The organism is Sedimenticola hydrogenitrophicus (assembly GCF_025175675.1).
Taxonomy (GTDB): domain Bacteria; phylum Pseudomonadota; class Gammaproteobacteria; order Chromatiales; family Chromatiaceae; genus Sedimenticola; species Sedimenticola hydrogenitrophicus.
On record NZ_JANIOA010000066.1, the window covers coordinates 1 to 15,456 of the forward strand.

A 15,456-nucleotide genomic window follows, 5' to 3' on the forward strand; every position below is an offset into this window, starting at 1 on the left:
CGTTACTTCAACTATTCCTACAGACGCAGTGGGACTCTGTGGGAGGGGCGCTTCAAATCTTGTGTGGTCAATGCTGAGGACTATTTGCTTCTCTGTCAGCGCTATATTGAGTTGAACCCTGTGAGGGCGGGTATGGTGATGTCTCCGGGTGATTATCACTGGTCAAGCTATCAAGCAAATGGCCTTGGTCGTTCGGTGGCCTGCTGGACTCCACATCCGGTCTACCTATCGCTGGGTCACACGCATGCCGAGAGATCAGAGGCATATCGGGCACTCTTTCGTTATGAACTAGATTGGGGGGTTGTGAAGGATATTCGGAGGAGCGCCGATCAGGGGATGGCTCTGGGAAACGAGCGTTTTCAAGAAGAGATCGAGAGGTTGTCTGGTCGGCGCGTCATACATTTGAAGCGTGGCCCGAAAGGTAAGGCTGATACAAGATAATTTTTCATCTGACCCCAAACTCGCTCTGTAGCAGGTCATCGGTGCCTCGCCTCTTGATCCGGAAAAAGTGATTGTTAACAACCAGAAATGCGATCGGAATGGGCCGGGATATGCCTGCCGCGCGAATAGCCTACAATCTGGGTATAGCAAGCGTTGGCGTCGACCATGGAGGTTAACGATGAAGTTCTGTTCTCTGCTTAAAATAGCGACCACCGGGCTGGCAGTGTCAGCCTTACTGCTGACTCCAGTTGTCTATGATCCCGTTAGCGGCCATCTTGAGTTCGTCGATGCTGCTGCCCGAGGCGGTGGCGGTGGAGGCGGTGCCGGTGGGGGAAATGGTGGCGGTAATGGCGGTGGAAATGGCGTTGGAAATGGCGTTGGTCATGGTGCCGAAGCGGCCAATGGACCCGGCAATGGAAATGCCTTTGGCCAGGCGAATACCGCCAATCATGCGCCTGGTCATCCCAGCACGCTGGGTTCACTGAATGCCGCGCATGCCTCGCCTAGCGCCTTGGCCAATGCCTCTCCCAACTCCGTGGTTGGTCATATTGCCGCCTATCAAGCCGCGACCCTTGCTGCCCAAGAGGCTGAAACAACCGAAGAGATGGAGGCCTTGGAGGCCGAAGCCGCAGAGGCGTTGGCGGCCGCATCGAACAAGGGCAACTCGACCGATCCTGACGTGGTGGCCGCGGTCAACGCTTTACTGGGAATCGAAACCGAGGCTGCCGATGTGGAGGCTGACAGCGAGGGCAGTGGTGATGCGCTGTAAGGTGTAAGGCATATCGTAAGCGACCGATCAACCGGACAATGCCTCCAGGTGTGATTTGCCTGGGGGCATTTTTTACCCGACCGGTTGTCCGGACCGTCAGTTGATTCCGGGTTATGGATTGAGATCGGGCGATCGGTCCCGTAACAGATCGACACTCCGTTGGAGGGACGGGTTCGGCCCCAGGCCCTGGTCGGTCTGGAATCTCATGATCGTCCGTTCGGTCTCCGGACCCCGGATACCATCCACCGCACCGACGGCATAGCCGAGCTGATTGAGTACGTGTTGTATATAGGAAATCGTGGGTGGATTATTAAGTCCGCGCACCCGCTGCGCCGGTTGCCATTGTTCCGCTTTGGCGCTCGCTAGCCGATACTGGGCGGTGGATACCTTCTGCCGCATCCGGGTAAGCGCCTTACCGGCCTGTGGATGTCCACCGCGCGATGCCAGCTGCAACCAAAAGATTGCCCGGGTATAGTCCTTGGGCAGACCCAGCCCGGCGGAATAGAGAGCCGCCAGCATGAATTGTGCCTCACTGTGCCCCTGGCTGGCCGCCATGCCATACCAGCGTGCCCCCCAAGCGAGGTCTTTTCTCACGCCCTGGCCATTGCTGTAGGCATCACCCAACTGATATTGGGCGCGCATGTGGCCGGCATCCGCCGCTTTGCCAAACCAGCGTAAGGCCTGTTCTCTATCCAGCTCAGTGCCGCGACCCGAGGCGAAGGCGGCCCCGAGCATGAATTGTGCGTCGGCATGTCCTTGCCCGGCGGCCTGGCTGAACCAGGTGACCGCCTCGGTATGGTTTTGCAAAACGCCGCGGCCGTTGGTGTACCGCATGCCCAGCCGGTACTGGCTATCAGCGTCACCCGCGCGGGCGGTAGTCTTTAGATCGCGACCCGCTTGCCAATCCTGGATCAAAGTGGGTGGGCGGCAGCCCGCTATCGTCAGCGGGATAGCAAGGCACATAAGCAGTCGTGGTAACCATTCCTGAGCCATACGGACTCCCTAAGGCTGTTCTGCTTGATAACTTGTAGTGGTCAACGGTCGGTCTTGAGATGGGAGCGTGATAATGACCTCGTTACGCCTGACCCCATCGAAGTGCGTTCAGCGCGTCCTGCCCCTCGCCCGTCATCCGGATCGGGGACAGTAGTCACTTTTTATTCGTCTGATTGCCTGCTGCCAGCCCTGCAACAGGGCATCCCGATCAGCGGCCGGCAGGTTGGGGCTGAATTCGGCCTCCTGTTGCCAGTTCCGCTGCAGATCATCGAACGAGTCATAGATGCCGCTGTGCAGGCCGGCCAGATAGGCGGCGCCCAGGGCGGTGGTCTCGGTCTGCTGCGGGCGCTGCACCGAAATATCCAGCACGTCCGCCAGAAACTGGCACAGCCAGTTGTTCTTCACCATGCCGCCATCGATCCGAAGTTGGGTCGGCTGGACGCCATCCTCCGCCATGGCCTGAAACAGATCGTAGGTCTGGTAGCAGACCGACTCAAGCGTTGCCCGGACTATCTCCTGAATCCCGGTCCCCCTGCTGAGGCCAAACAGACCACCGCGGGCCTCGGCGTCCCAGTGCGGGGCGCCGAGCCCGGTAAAGGCGGGGACCAGGTAGACCCCCTTGTTGTGTCCGGCCGCCTGTGCCAGGGACTCTGTCTCTTCTGCCGAGCCGATCAACCCCAGTCCATCTCGCAACCACTGGACGGCGGCACCGGCCACGAATATCGAGCCCTCCAGGGCGTAGGTTGTCTCTCCGCCAAGGCGATAACCGATGGTGGTGAGCAATCGATTTTTCGACTGCGCGGCCCGGTCGCCGGTGTTCATCACGACAAAACAGCCGGTACCATAGGTGCTCTTGATCATCCCCGGTTGAAAACAGGCCTGGCCAAACGCCGCGGCCTGCTGGTCACCGGCGATGCCGCCAATGGTCAACGCCTCTCCCAGCAGGTCGGGGTCGGTCTGGCCGAAGTCACAGGCGCTGTCTCTCACCTCGGGCAGCAACGCCGCCGGGATATTCAACAGGGCCAACATCCACTCGTCCCAACGGTTTTGATGGATATTGAAAAGCAGGGTGCGAGACGCATTGGTGGCATCGGTGGCGTGAACCCGTCCACCCGTCAGTCGCCAAAGCAGAAAACTGTCGATAGTGCCGAAGGCCAGATCCCCCCGCTCCGCCCGGTCGCGGGCCTCGGGTACATGGTCCAGGATCCAGGCCAGCTTGCTGCCGGAAAAATAGGGGTCCAAAAGCAATCCGGTCTTCTCCGTGACCGTTGGCTCATGGCCCTGCTGTCTGAGTGCCTGGCACTGCTCAGAGGTTCTTCTGTCTTGCCAGACAATGGCGTTATAGATCGCCGCGCCGCTCCGACGATCCCAGACCACGGTGGTCTCCCGCTGATTGGTGATACCGAGCGAGGCAATCGTTCTGCCCATCCTCCGGCTGGCCGCGACCGCGTCCCGGGCCACCGACAGGGTGGTCGACCAGATCTCTTCCGGATCATGTTCAACCCAGCCGGACTGGGGATAGTGCTGTGCGAACTCCTGCTGGGTGGTGAAGCATGACTGACCATCCCGCTCAAACAGCATGGCGCGTGAACTGGTGGTTCCCTGGTCAATGCTGAGAATCAGTGGATTGTCTGACATTTCACGCTCCGTGGTTCAATTTATCTTTAGATTGTGGCTCAGTTGTGCCGGCAACCCAACCGGCTGATGTTCGTTAATCTGAAAAAACGAACAAATAATCGCCTCAATCGGTTCGTTTTTGGCCCAATCGATACCCGAGAGTGAATATTCGTAGCGAATACGCCCCTCCGCTAACCCGACGGTTGTATGACTTTAAGCCATCAAAATCGGTTAAATATCGATAATATCGGCTTGCAGCCAATAAAACTACCCGGATATTTGGCTATTTCCTGCTCTTGGATGGGGATAAAAAGTGATTTTTTTGTGGTTGCAATGTTCGAAATAAGTCATATTATTGCTCATACGAACACATATTATAGTGTAAACGAAATTTATATGTGCGAGTGTCAACCGTTCAATGCGACATAATAATCAACCGGAGGAGAGTTAGATGAGAACTAACATTGCTGTCGTGCTCGCGACAACTGCACTCTGTTTCTCACCGGGGGTATTTGCCGACAAGGCAGATGCTGAGAAATGGATCAATAGCGAGTTCCAGCCATCAACGCTGAACAAGGATAAACAGCTCGAGGAGATGGAGTGGTTCATCAAGGCCGCCGAACCGTTCAAGGGAATGGAGATCAACGTCCTCTCCGAGACCATCCCCACCCATGAATACGAGTCCAAGGTGTTGACCAAGGCCTTTGAGGAGATCACCGGCATCAAGGTCAATCATCAGCTGCTGGGGGAGGGTGAGGTCGTTCAGGCAGTGCAGACCCAGATGCAGACCAAACGGAATCTGTACGACGCCTATATCAACGATTCGGACCTGATCGGTACCCACTCCCGGCTGCAACTGGCCATCAACCTGACCGACTGGATGGCCGGTGAGGGCAAGGCCGTCACCAACCCGATGCTGGACCTGGATGACTTCATGGGGATCTCCTTCACCACCGGCCCGGATGGCAAACTCTACCAGCTCCCGGATCAGCAGTTCGCCAACCTGTACTGGTTCCGCTACGACTGGTTCCAGCGTCCGGAGCTGAAAGAGCAGTTCAAGGAGCGCTACGGCTACGAGCTGGGCGTGCCCGTCAACTGGTCGGCCTATGAGGATATCGCCGAGTTCTTCTCCGTGCATGTGAAGGAGATCGACGGCCAGCGAATCTATGGCCACATGGATTACGGAAAACGGGCTCCCGACCTGGGCTGGCGCATGACCGATGCCTGGTTGTCGATGGCCGGGGCCGGCAGCCAGGGGTTGCCGAACGGTCGTCCGGTCGATGAGTGGGGCATCCGGATGGAAGAGAACTCCTGCAACCCGGTCGGCGCATCGGTCGCCCGCGGCGGGGCCACCAACGGTCCGGCAGCGGTCTACGCGATCCGCAAATGGGATGAGTGGTTGCGCAAATATGCACCGCCTGGCGCTGCCAACTATGACTTCTACCAGTCACTGCCGGCGCTCTCCCAGGGCAATGTCGCACAGCAGATCTTCTGGTATACCGCCTTCACCTCATCCATGGTCGCGGCCAAGAGCGAGGGCAACAATACCGTGGACGACGCAGGCATGCCGCTGTGGCGCATGGCGCCATCGCCCCACGGACCTTACTGGGAAGAGGGACAGAAACTCGGTTATCAGGATGCCGGCTCCTGGACCCTGTTCAAGTCCACACCGGTTGATCGGCGCAAGGCGGCCTGGCTGTATGCCCAGTTCGTGGTCTCCAAGACGGTTTCCCTGAAGAAGACCCATGTCGGCCTGACCCCGATCCGCGACAGTGATATCCGCCACGCCTCCTTCACCGAACGGGCGCCCAAGCTGGGTGGTCTGGTCGAGTTCTATCGCTCGCCGGACCGGGTCCGCTGGACCCCCACGGGTGTCAACGTGCCGGACTATCCGAAACTGGCCCAGATTTGGTGGCAGCAGATTGGTGATGTCAACTCGGGCGCCTTCACGCCGCAAGAGGCCATGGATCGTCTGGCGCAGGAGATGGATACCACCATGGGCAGGATGCAGCGTGCCGATGAGCAGGCCAATATCTACGGCGGCTGCGGTCCCCGCTTGAACGAAATGCAGGACCCTGCGGTCTGGCTCAACAAACCGGGATCCCCGAAAGCCAAGCTCGATAACGAGAAACCGAAAGGCGAAACCATCGATTACGATGAGCTGGTGAAGCGCTGGCAGTCAGCAAGCTGACGGCTGCCTAACCAAGAGGTGCCGCGGGTCTGCTCATGGACCGGTCGACCCGCGGCGGCCTTCGCCTGTCCCGTTACGATTAAAACAGAATAAGTAAATACCGTGATCACGATTTCCAAAGATTCCAATCTGAATGCGCGTCAACGAAATATCCTCGACCATGCAAGAAGCGACGGTGAAGTTGAAGTGGATTCACTGGCGCTACGCTATAACGTCACGCCCCAGACGATCAGGCGGGACCTCAATCTGCTTTGCGGCTTGCGGCTGCTGCAGCGTGTGCATGGCGGCGCCATCGCCCACGATGGTGTCTCCAACCTCGGTTACGAGGCACGCAGCCGGCTGGCCAGTGAAGAGAAAAGGGCGATCGGCGAACACGCCGCCCGGTTGATACCGGATGACTGTTCGCTGTTCGTCAATATCGGGACCACCACCGAGCAGGTTGCCCGCCATCTGGTCAACCATATCGGCATGCTGGTGATCACCAACAACATCAATGTCGTCAATACCCTGCGTCACTGCGAGTCGATTCAGGTGATGACCGCAGGCGGGGTGGTTCGACGCGAGGATGGTGGCATTGTCGGTGATGCAACGGTGGATTTCATCCGCCAGTTCAAGGTCGATTACGCCGTGATCGGTGCCTCGGCGCTGGAGGAGGACGGCACCATACTCGATTACGATCCACGTGAAGTCAAAGTGGCGCAGGAGATCATCGCCAATGCACGTTCGGTGATCCTGGTGGCCGATGCCATGAAGTTCGAACGCAACGCACCGGTGCGTATCGGGAACATTTCGCAGATCGACTATCTGGTCACCGATTCACGCCCACCACACGGCTTTCACGAACTCTGCAAGGCGCACGATGTGGCCCTTGTCATCACCTCCGAGGCTTGACCATATGAAGCACCAGTCAGTGCCGGCACAGTGGGTCAGTGATCAGACAGGAAACCCCGATGTCTATTGAATTGAAGCGGGTGATCAAGCAGTCGGGGGCCGATACCCATATCTATGAAACCGACCTGAAGTTCGAGGCGGGCGGATTCAACATGCTGCTGGGGACCACCCTCTCCGGCAAGACCACGCTGCTTCGGCTGATGGCGGGACTGGAGCGGCCAACCCGGGGCGAGGTCTGGTTCAATGGCCAGGATGTCACCGGCATACCGGTTCAGAAACGCAATGTGTCGATGGTCTATCAGCAGTTCATCAATTATCCCAACATGACCGTCTATGAGAATATCGCCTCGCCGCTACGGGTGGTGCGGGCCTCGGCAAGCCAGATAAAGGAGAAGGTGGGCCAGGTGGCCGAGTTGATGCGGCTGACCCCGATGCTGGGTCGCATGCCCAACGAGTTGTCCGGTGGACAGCAACAGCGCACGGCACTGGCCAGGGCACTGGTGAAAAGCGCCGACCTGGTACTGCTTGACGAGCCACTGGCCAACCTGGATTACAAGTTGCGCGAAGAGCTGCGCGAGGAGTTGCCCAAGCTGTTCCAGGGCACCGATGCGACAGTGGTCTACGCCACCACAGAACCGATGGAGGCGCTGCTGTTAGGTGGCCACACCGCCACCCTGAGCGAGGGGCGGGTGACCCAGTACGGGCCCACGGCGGACCTCTATCACGCCCCGCGGGAGCTGATCACCGCCCAGGTCTTCTCCGATCCACCGATCAATACCAGCCGCATCAGTAAACGCGGTGGTCGATTTTATCTCTCCGAATCGGTCAGCTGGCCGGTTCCCGAGCGGATTGCCGGACTGGCCGATGGCGACTATACCCTCGGCTTCCGGCCGCACCATATCAATCTCCATCCGGTCGGCGAACAGGCTATCGAGGTTGAGGGACGGGTGATGATTACCGAGATCAGCGGTTCGGAGAGCGTGGTCCACGTGCAGGTGGCGGAGTCGACCTGGGTGTCGCTGTCGCACGGTATCCATCTCTACCAGGTGGGCGATATGGCCCGGCTCTATCTGCAGACCAATCGCTGTTTTTACTTTGATTCGGATTTGCGGCGGATCGAAACATGACAAACCGCAGCCACCTTCCATTCACCACGAGACCCCTCGGGGTCTCATCGCAGACGGGCGGCGCTTAAATGGCAAAAATCACCCTCGACAAGATCCGTCACAGCTATAGCGCGGAGTTGATGCGCAAGGGCGACTGGGCACTCAAGGAGATGGATGTCACCTGGTCGGATGGCGGCGCCTATGCCCTGCTCGGACCCTCCGGCTGTGGCAAGACCACGCTGTTGAACATCATCTCCGGGTTGCTGATACCCACCGAGGGTCGGGTACTGTTTGATGATGTGGATGTGACGGACCTGCCTTCGGACCAGCGCCATATTGCGCAGGTTTTCCAGTTTCCGGTGGTCTACGACACGATGACGGTCTACGACAATCTGGCCTTTCCATTGCGCAATCGCGGCATGCCGACGGACAAGATTCGGGAGCGGGTGCATGAGATTGCACAGATGCTGGATCTGCAGGGGTCGCTCAAACGGCGGGCCTCGGGCCTGACTGCCGATGGCAAGCAGAAGATTTCACTGGGCAGGGGACTGGTCCGCCCCGATGTCAATGTGATCATGTTTGATGAGCCGCTGACGGTGATCGATCCCCATCTGAAGTGGCTGCTGCGTTCGAAGCTCAAGGAGCTCCATCAACAGGTCGGGGCCACCATGATCTATGTCACCCATGACCAGACCGAAGCGCTGACCTTCGCCGACAAGGTGGTGGTCATGCATGAAGGGGTGGTGGTTCAGATAGGCACCCCGGTGGAACTGTTCGAGCGACCCAACCACACCTTTGTGGGCCATTTTATCGGCTCCCCCGGCATGAATCTGCTGGCATGCGATCTTCGCGAGGGCACACCGACGATCGACGGCCACCCGCTGGAGGTATCCGCTCCGTTTACCCCGCCCGACACGGGGGTCCAACTGCAGATCGGAATCCGGCCGGAGTTCGTCAAATTGTCTCGCGAAGGGCTGGCCGTGGATATCGTCAAGGTCAACGACGTCGGGCGCTACCGGATTGTGGAGGCCCGTTGCCAGCAGCAGTCGATCAAGCTCGTGGTCCCGGAGGATGAGGCGATCCCCGCGGACCGTGCCCACATCCTGTTTGATCCGGCACATACCCATCTCTATGCGGATCACTGGATACTGACCTGAGGGTATCGCGATGAGTAATAAGACAACCAACAACAGGGCCTGGTGGCTGGTCGCCCCGGTGGTGATGCTGGTGGCTTTCAACGCCCTGATACCGCTGATGACCGTGGTCAACTACTCGGTCCAGGAGACCTTCGGCGACAATGTCTTCTTCTGGGAGGGGGTCCGGTGGTTTGAAGAGGTGCTGCATTCCGGGCGCTTCCATGCCTCGCTGCTGAGGCAGCTGTCGTTTACCGGCATCATCCTGCTCATTGAGATTCCGCTGGGTGTCGCCATCGCCCTGACCATGCCCAAGAAGGGGGTATGGGTCTCGGTCTGTCTGGTGCTGATGGCCCTGCCGCTGTTGATTCCCTGGAATGTGGTCGGCGCCATGTGGAATATCTTCGCACTGCCGGAGATCGGCTTGCTGGGCAAGATGATCAACGGTCTCGGCATCGATTACAACTTTACGCGACAACCCCTGGCGGCCTGGTTTACCACTATTTTGATGGATGTCTGGCACTGGACCTCCCTGGTAACGCTGCTCGCCTATGCCGGACTCTGCTCGATTCCCGAGGCCTACTACCAGGCGGCCAGGATTGACGGCGCCAGCCGTTGGGCGGTGTTCCGTTTCATTCAGCTGCCGAAGATGAAGCGGGTGCTGACCATCGCCATTCTGTTGCGTTTCATGGACAGCTTCATGATCTACACCGAGCCCTTTGTGCTGACCGGTGGCGGTCCGGGAAACAGCACCACCTTCCTCTCCATCGACCTGGTCAAGATAGCCCTTGGACAGTTCGACCTGGGTCCGGCGGCCGCAATGTCGTTGATCTACTTCCTGATCATTCTGGTGCTCAGCTGGATCTTTTATACCCTGATGATGCGCAACGAGGAGCAGTGATGAAACACGTAAAATGGCTCCCCCCGACACTCTATATTCTCTTTCTGCTGCTGCCGATCTACTGGCTGGTGACCATGTCGTTCAAGACCACCAATGAAATTCTGGGGGGTTTTTCATTGTGGCCCCAGGAGTTTACGCTGCGGAATTACGTGACGATCTTCACCGACCGGAGCTGGTATGTCGGCTATCTGAATTCGATCACCTACGTCACGATCAATACCCTGATCTCGGTCACGGTGGCACTGCCTGCCGCCTACGCCTTTTCACGCTACCGGTTTCTCGGCGACAAGCATCTCTTCTTCTGGCTGCTGACCAATCGCATGGCGCCGCCCGCGGTTTTTGCACTGCCCTTTTTCCAACTCTACTCGGCGGTCGGGCTGTTCGATACGCCGATTGCGGTGGCCCTGGCCCACGCACTGTTCAATGTCCCGCTGGCGGTGTGGATCCTGGAGGGCTTCATGTCCGGGGTCCCGAAAGAGCTGGATGAGACCGCCTTTGTCGATGGTTACTCCTTCTGGCGATTTTTTATCAAGATCTTCCTGCCGACCATTGCCGCCGGTATCGGTGTCGCCATGTTCTTCTGTTTCATGTTTTCGTGGGTCGAGCTCCTGCTGGCAAAGACGCTGACCTCGGTCGACGCCAAACCGATCGCCGCGATCATGACCAAAACCGCCAGCACCTCCGGTTATGAGCTCGGGCTGCTGGCCGCGGCCGGCACCCTGACCATCATCCCTGGAGCATTTGTGATCTGGTTTGTACGTAATAACATCGCCAAGGGTTTTGCCCTTGGTCGGGTTTGATCCGGGAGGATCGATTATGGGCTTATCCTGGATGGCTTGGACCTGGCCGACCGTCGCCTTTTTCATCTTCATTGCCCTGGCCATCACCACCATGGGCATATGGGAAAAGTTCAGCCCCGGGGGGAACCCCCGGCGGGGCGTACTGGGCCTGGATACCACGCGCGGTGACCGGCTGTTTATCTCAATACTGGGTAGCGCCTTCATTCATCTGGCCTGGTTGGGGGTGATGGGGACGCCGCTGTGGGGTGCGCTGATTATCTCCATTGTCTACTTCATTGCGGTGTTCAAGTGGGTATGACCCGCCCGCCCGTATCGGAAACGGAATAGCTGACCATGTCGCTTGATGAGACTCAACAGCCCCTGTTTGACCTGCTGGTTATCGGCGGCGGTATCAATGGTGTGGGTGTGGCCCGGGATGCGGCGGGCCGTGGGATGCAGGTTTATCTGTGTGAAAAGGATGATTTGGCGCAGCACACCTCGTCCGCCAGCACCAAGCTGATCCACGGCGGTTTGCGCTATCTGGAGTATTATGATTTCAAGCTGGTGCGTCACGCCCTGCAGGAGCGTGAGGTGTTGCTGCGCACAGCCCCCCACATCATCCACCCGATGCGTTTCATCCTGCCGCATCACCAGGCGTTGCGTCCCAAATGGATGATCCGGATCGGCCTGTTCCTGTACGATCATCTGGGTGGCAGAAAACTCCTGCCGTCCTCCAATGGGGTGGATCTCCGCCGCCATCCGGCCGGCGCCGCGCTGAAGTCGAGCTATCGCGCCGGTTTCGAATATTCCGACTGCTGGGTACATGATGCCCGACTGGTGGTGCTCAGCGCCCGGGATGCCCAGTTGCGTGGCGCCACGGTCAAAACCCACACCCGCTGCATCTCCCTGGCCCGCCATCCGTCCCATTGGGAGGCAACGCTGCGGGACGAACGCAATGGAGTGGTCACCCGGGTACAGGCCAGGGCCGTGGTCAACGCCGCCGGTCCCTGGGTCGAGCAGGTACTGGCCAGCGGCGTTGCGGTCGGGCGGACGAAGGGGGTGCGCTTCGTCAAGGGCAGCCATATCGTCGTGCCCAAACTGTTTGATCACGAGTATGCCTATATCTTTCAGCATGCCGATGGCCGGGTACTGTTCGCCATCCCGTTTGAACAGGACTACACCCTGCTGGGCACCACCGATATCGAATTGGCGTCACTGCCGGACAAATCCGAAATCACCCCCGACGAGGTGGAGTACATCTGTCAGGCGGTGAGCGAGTATTTCAGCAAGCCTGTGCGGTCAGCGGATGTGGTGTGGAGTTTCAGCGGCGTTCGCCCGCTCTATGACGATGCGGCCAGCAACGCCTCGAAGGTGACCCGGGATTACAACCTGCATTTGGACCGGGGGCATCTGGACCGGGAGCAGGCGCCGATATTGTCGATCTTCGGCGGCAAGATCACCACCTACCGCAAGTTGGCCGAAGAGGTGCTGGATCTGCTCTCCGGCTGTCTGCCGATAGAGGGAGGCGCCTGGACCGCGGAGAGTAATCTGCCGGGTGGGGACATGGCCGATGCCGACTTCCGACACTTCCTGGCGATGGCCCAAAAACGCTATCCGGAACTGCCCGAGGCGTTGATCGCTCATTATGTCGGCCACTATGGCACCGATCTCCATCTATTGCTGGCCGGTTGCCGCCAACTGATCGATCTGGGATTGCATTTCGGTAATCAATTGTATGAACAGGAAGTTCGTTACCTGATGCGCTATGAATTTGCCGAATCGGCCGAAGATGTCGTCTGGCGCCGGACCAAGCAGGGCATGGGCATGACCCCGGAACAAATCGCGGCGCTGGATGAATGGATGCAGACAGATCATTCGCCTCAATCGGAGACCGGGCCGGATGTACATCATGGTTAATCGGGCGTGCGCAATTTATAGCGATGGACTGGTCGTGTGACAGGGGCCGGAGTGACCACTCCGACCCCTAACTGCGTTAACGTGGGTGCAGCCATCCTGGCAGCAAGCTGTAAGGGTCGACCTTCTCCGCTTTGTTGTACGGTATCTCGTACCGGTCCATGATTTCAGCGAACTTGCCATCGTTGATACCATCAAACAGATCGGTGCAGCCACCAATGAATTCTCCACCGAGGTAAATCTGCGGTAGTGTCTTCCATTGGTTTTGCTGGTTTAATACGGCACGCATTTTTTTGCCGCGATCACCTTCCATGTATTCAACCGAGTCGATATCTACCGATCGATAGTTGACGCCATAGCGATCGAATATCTTTCTTACCGACCAGCAGAATTCGCACCATTCGAGCGCGAACATGACTACCGGTTCTGACCGATCCTCGACAATTTTCCTGATCTCGGCTACCGCCACTTCATCCAGTTCCACTGCGGCTGCAGGTTCTTCCTCGTCGGGTGCTTCTTCGACGTCTAAACGGAAGCGCGGAGTTGATACCGATATGGCGATCTCTTCTTCATTCATGTCGTTGGAAATGCCATCGAACAACGGGGTAGACAGGTAGCGTTCACCTGTATCCGGCAGCATGCACAGGATGTTGGTGCCCTCGGGGGCCTTCTCCGCCAGTTGTAATGCACCGGCAAAAGTTGCGCCGGCAGAGATGCCGACGAAGATGCCTTCCTTGTGCGCCAGCTCTCTGGCGCATTGCATGGCGATTTTTCCATTCACCGGGATATAGCCATCGATGTTATGGGCTGCAAATGCATCTTCAGCCAGCTTGGGGATAAAGTCCGGCGTCCAGCCCTGCATCAGGTGGGGTTGGAAACCTGGATGACTTGCACTGTGAGAACCGTCGGCATTACGTTGCTGTGGAATGCCAGTGGCCAACATCTGTGAATTGTCGGGTTCGCAGACCATGATCCGGGTATTGGGCATCTCCTGTTTCAATACCCGGGACACGCCACTCAGGGTGCCGCCGGTGCCAAATCCACTGACCCAATAGTCGAGTGTCATACCGCTGAAGTCGTCGACGATTTCACGTGCCGTGGTTCTGGCGTGAATCTCCGCATTGGCCGGGTTCTGGAATTGCAATGATTGCCACCAGCCGTGTTTTTCTGCCAGTTCCTTAGCCTTGGCGACCATGCCCGATCCCATTTCCGATGCCGGGGTCAGAATCACCTTTGCACCAAGAAAGCGCATCAAGCGTCGACGTTCGATGCTGAAGTTTTCCGCCATGGTGATGACGAGAGGGTAGCCTTTTTGAGCGCAGACCATCGCCAGCCCAATGCCGGTGTTGCCACTGGTGGCTTCAACGATGGTTTGCCCCGGCTTAAGTTCACCTCTACGTTCAGCATCTTCAATGACACCCAGTGCAAGACGGTCTTTCACTGATCCCATCGGGTTGAATGATTCCAGCTTGGCGTACAGATTAACGTGCTTGGGCCCAAGGTTGTTGATTCTGACAACCGGCGTATGGCCAATCGTATGCAAAATGCTGTCGTAGATTTTACCCATCTTAATGCCCTCTCTTTATTCCGTTAAAAACTGGAAATCTGTGCAGTGGAAGTGAGATCGTTACCGATGTTGATCACTTCATCTACCAGGTCGGTTACCTGTTGATGATGTGCTCTTGCACCAACAAAACAGGGCCGGATGGCCAGTTTGCCGTGGATCATGACCGTACTCGGCATATTCCGAGTATTATGAACCAGCCTGCGATGAATACGCGTATTCAAGTCGTTCAGGTCTTGTGTTGTTTGGCTGATATAACGAAAACAGCAGATAGAAAGCGTCGGTGCCTGCACCACTTCCAGCTGTGGTGACTCGGATGCCAGTCTAGCCAACTCACGTGCCATGTCATTGTGTCGGCAGATTCGTTCTGCCAAACCCTGTTTGCCGATTTCCCGGATCAGTGCCCAGACGACGACACCGCGCGAAGGAGCCGATAACTCCAGGCCAAAATCGTGGTATGGAATGCCAAGCTGATCCATCGAATGTTCAGCCTCATCCAGCGAACAGGATCCTTCCAGGTAATCCGATGCGCCTTGGGTGAATGCGCGATGCAACAGTGCCCGGTCGCGCACAAAGGCCGCGCCGATGCCAATCGGAGCGCCTAACCATTTGTGTGGATCAACGATAACGGAGTCGATGAGTTCAATTCCCTGGTAAAGATGTCTAACCCGTTCAACGAGAATTCCCGGTAGACCGTATGCTCCGTCAACATGAAACCAGATGTTGTACTCTTTGCCAAGATGCCAATTTCCTGCAAAGGGTCAATCGCGCCGGTGCTGGTTGTGCCTGCGTTGGCGACAATGGCAACGCCCAAGTGTTGGTTACGTGCATCTTCTTCGAGTTGGTGCCGCAGGCTTTCCGGTTTCATCCGTCCCTGTTCGTCAGATTCAATCGTTATAACGGCATCACGCCCAAAGCCGAGCATGGCTGCTGCACGTTGAATGGTATGGTGGCTGGCAGCCGTCGCATAAATTCTGCCTGGTTGATTAATTCCGTCTTTCGCCGGGTCAATGCCGATTTGTTCGTAGGCCCACTGGCGCGCAGCGCCCAGGGCGATGATATTGGCGGTTGAACCGCCACTACTGTAAACCGCTTTCACGTGAGCAGGCAGTTCAAATAAGTCCGCCAGCCATTGCAGGGATTTTTCTTCAAGATAA

Annotated in this window: 13 protein-coding genes and 1 pseudogene; 10 read left to right on the forward strand and 4 right to left on the reverse strand. The window is 57.7% G+C overall.

Features of this window, described 5'->3' with window-relative positions; all coding sequences use genetic code 11:
* Positions 1–441: transposase (locus tag NPX02_RS20225; protein WP_418067354.1), on the forward strand; the 441-nt coding region annotated here is incomplete at its 5' end.
* Between the two features lie 178 nt (positions 442–619).
* Positions 620–1,210, forward strand: a complete 591-nt coding sequence (locus NPX02_RS20230; protein WP_260295855.1) for a hypothetical protein — start codon at positions 620–622, stop codon at positions 1,208–1,210.
* A gap of 111 nt (positions 1,211–1,321) precedes the next feature.
* On the opposite strand, the gene NPX02_RS20235 is transcribed toward NPX02_RS20230, so the two are convergent.
* Both NPX02_RS20235 and glpK read right to left on the reverse strand, forming a co-directional pair.
* On the reverse strand, positions 1,322–2,203 hold the full coding sequence (locus NPX02_RS20235; protein ID WP_260295856.1) for an SEL1-like repeat protein: 882 nt from the start codon (positions 2,201–2,203) through the stop codon (positions 1,322–1,324).
* Between the two features lie 132 nt (positions 2,204–2,335).
* A complete protein-coding gene (gene glpK / locus NPX02_RS20240; protein WP_260295857.1) occupies positions 2,336–3,841 on the reverse strand; it encodes a glycerol kinase GlpK in 1,506 nt (501 codons plus the stop codon).
* Positions 3,842–4,271: 430 nt separating this feature from the next.
* On the opposite strand from glpK, the gene NPX02_RS20245 reads away from it, so the two are divergent.
* From NPX02_RS20245 to glpD, 8 genes are all read left to right on the forward strand, one after another.
* Positions 4,272–6,011 (forward strand): ABC transporter substrate-binding protein, encoded by a 1,740-nt coding sequence (locus NPX02_RS20245; protein WP_260295859.1) that lies wholly within the window; start codon positions 4,272–4,274, stop codon positions 6,009–6,011.
* A 102-nt stretch (positions 6,012–6,113) separates the two neighbouring features.
* Positions 6,114–6,902, forward strand: a complete 789-nt coding sequence (locus tag NPX02_RS20250; RefSeq protein ID WP_260295860.1) for a DeoR/GlpR family DNA-binding transcription regulator — start codon at positions 6,114–6,116, stop codon at positions 6,900–6,902.
* A 59-nt stretch (positions 6,903–6,961) separates the two neighbouring features.
* A complete protein-coding gene (locus tag NPX02_RS20255) occupies positions 6,962–8,029 on the forward strand; it encodes an ABC transporter ATP-binding protein (protein ID WP_260295861.1) in 1,068 nt (355 codons plus the stop codon).
* Between the two features lie 68 nt (positions 8,030–8,097).
* On the forward strand, positions 8,098–9,165 hold the full coding sequence (locus tag NPX02_RS20260; protein WP_260295862.1) for an ABC transporter ATP-binding protein: 1,068 nt from the start codon (positions 8,098–8,100) through the stop codon (positions 9,163–9,165).
* A 10-nt stretch (positions 9,166–9,175) separates the two neighbouring features.
* The gene (locus tag NPX02_RS20265; protein WP_260295863.1) at positions 9,176–10,042 is read left to right on the forward strand and encodes a carbohydrate ABC transporter permease; all 867 of its coding nucleotides are present in this window, start codon (positions 9,176–9,178) and stop codon (positions 10,040–10,042) included.
* Entirely contained in the window at positions 10,042–10,842 is an 801-nt protein-coding gene (locus NPX02_RS20270; protein WP_260295864.1) for a carbohydrate ABC transporter permease, read from the forward strand. The genes NPX02_RS20265 and NPX02_RS20270 overlap by 1 nt, the downstream gene beginning before the upstream one ends.
* Positions 10,843–10,858: 16 nt before the next feature.
* Positions 10,859–11,140, forward strand: coding sequence for a DUF2160 domain-containing protein (locus tag NPX02_RS20275; protein WP_260295865.1), 282 nt, complete (start codon positions 10,859–10,861; stop codon positions 11,138–11,140).
* Between the two features lie 35 nt (positions 11,141–11,175).
* Positions 11,176–12,738 carry a glycerol-3-phosphate dehydrogenase gene (glpD, locus tag NPX02_RS20280; RefSeq protein WP_260295866.1) on the forward strand — a complete coding sequence of 521 codons (1,563 nt, stop codon included), beginning with the start codon at positions 11,176–11,178 and terminating at the stop codon, positions 12,736–12,738.
* Positions 12,739–12,814: 76 nt separating this feature from the next.
* Here glpD and cysK read toward each other — a convergent pair whose 3' ends face one another.
* Positions 12,815–14,302, reverse strand: a complete 1,488-nt coding sequence (gene cysK, locus NPX02_RS20285; protein WP_260295867.1) for a cysteine synthase A — start codon at positions 14,300–14,302, stop codon at positions 12,815–12,817.
* A gap of 23 nt (positions 14,303–14,325) precedes the next feature.
* A pseudogene (locus NPX02_RS21655) lies at positions 14,326–15,398 on the reverse strand (pyridoxal phosphate-dependent decarboxylase family protein).
* Between the last annotated feature and the right edge of the window lie 58 nt (positions 15,399–15,456).

Bases quoted from the DNA above. Each gene is read 5' to 3' on its own strand.
- NPX02_RS20230 (WP_260295855.1), top strand. From the start codon at position 620: ATGAAGTTCTGTTCTCTGCTTAAAATAGCGACCACCGGGCTGGCAGTG.
- NPX02_RS20235 (WP_260295856.1), bottom strand. From the start codon at position 2,203: ATGGCTCAGGAATGGTTACCACGACTGCTTATGTGCCTTGCTATCCCG.
- glpK (WP_260295857.1), bottom strand. From the start codon at position 3,841: ATGTCAGACAATCCACTGATTCTCAGCATTGACCAGGGAACCACCAGT.
- NPX02_RS20245 (WP_260295859.1), top strand. From the start codon at position 4,272: ATGAGAACTAACATTGCTGTCGTGCTCGCGACAACTGCACTCTGTTTC.
- NPX02_RS20255 (WP_260295861.1), top strand. From the start codon at position 6,962: ATGTCTATTGAATTGAAGCGGGTGATCAAGCAGTCGGGGGCCGATACC.
- NPX02_RS20260 (WP_260295862.1), top strand. From the start codon at position 8,098: ATGGCAAAAATCACCCTCGACAAGATCCGTCACAGCTATAGCGCGGAG.
- NPX02_RS20265 (WP_260295863.1), top strand. From the start codon at position 9,176: ATGAGTAATAAGACAACCAACAACAGGGCCTGGTGGCTGGTCGCCCCG.
- NPX02_RS20270 (WP_260295864.1), top strand. From the start codon at position 10,042: ATGAAACACGTAAAATGGCTCCCCCCGACACTCTATATTCTCTTTCTG.
- NPX02_RS20275 (WP_260295865.1), top strand. From the start codon at position 10,859: ATGGGCTTATCCTGGATGGCTTGGACCTGGCCGACCGTCGCCTTTTTC.
- glpD (WP_260295866.1), top strand. From the start codon at position 11,176: ATGTCGCTTGATGAGACTCAACAGCCCCTGTTTGACCTGCTGGTTATC.
- cysK (WP_260295867.1), bottom strand. From the start codon at position 14,302: ATGGGTAAAATCTACGACAGCATTTTGCATACGATTGGCCATACGCCG.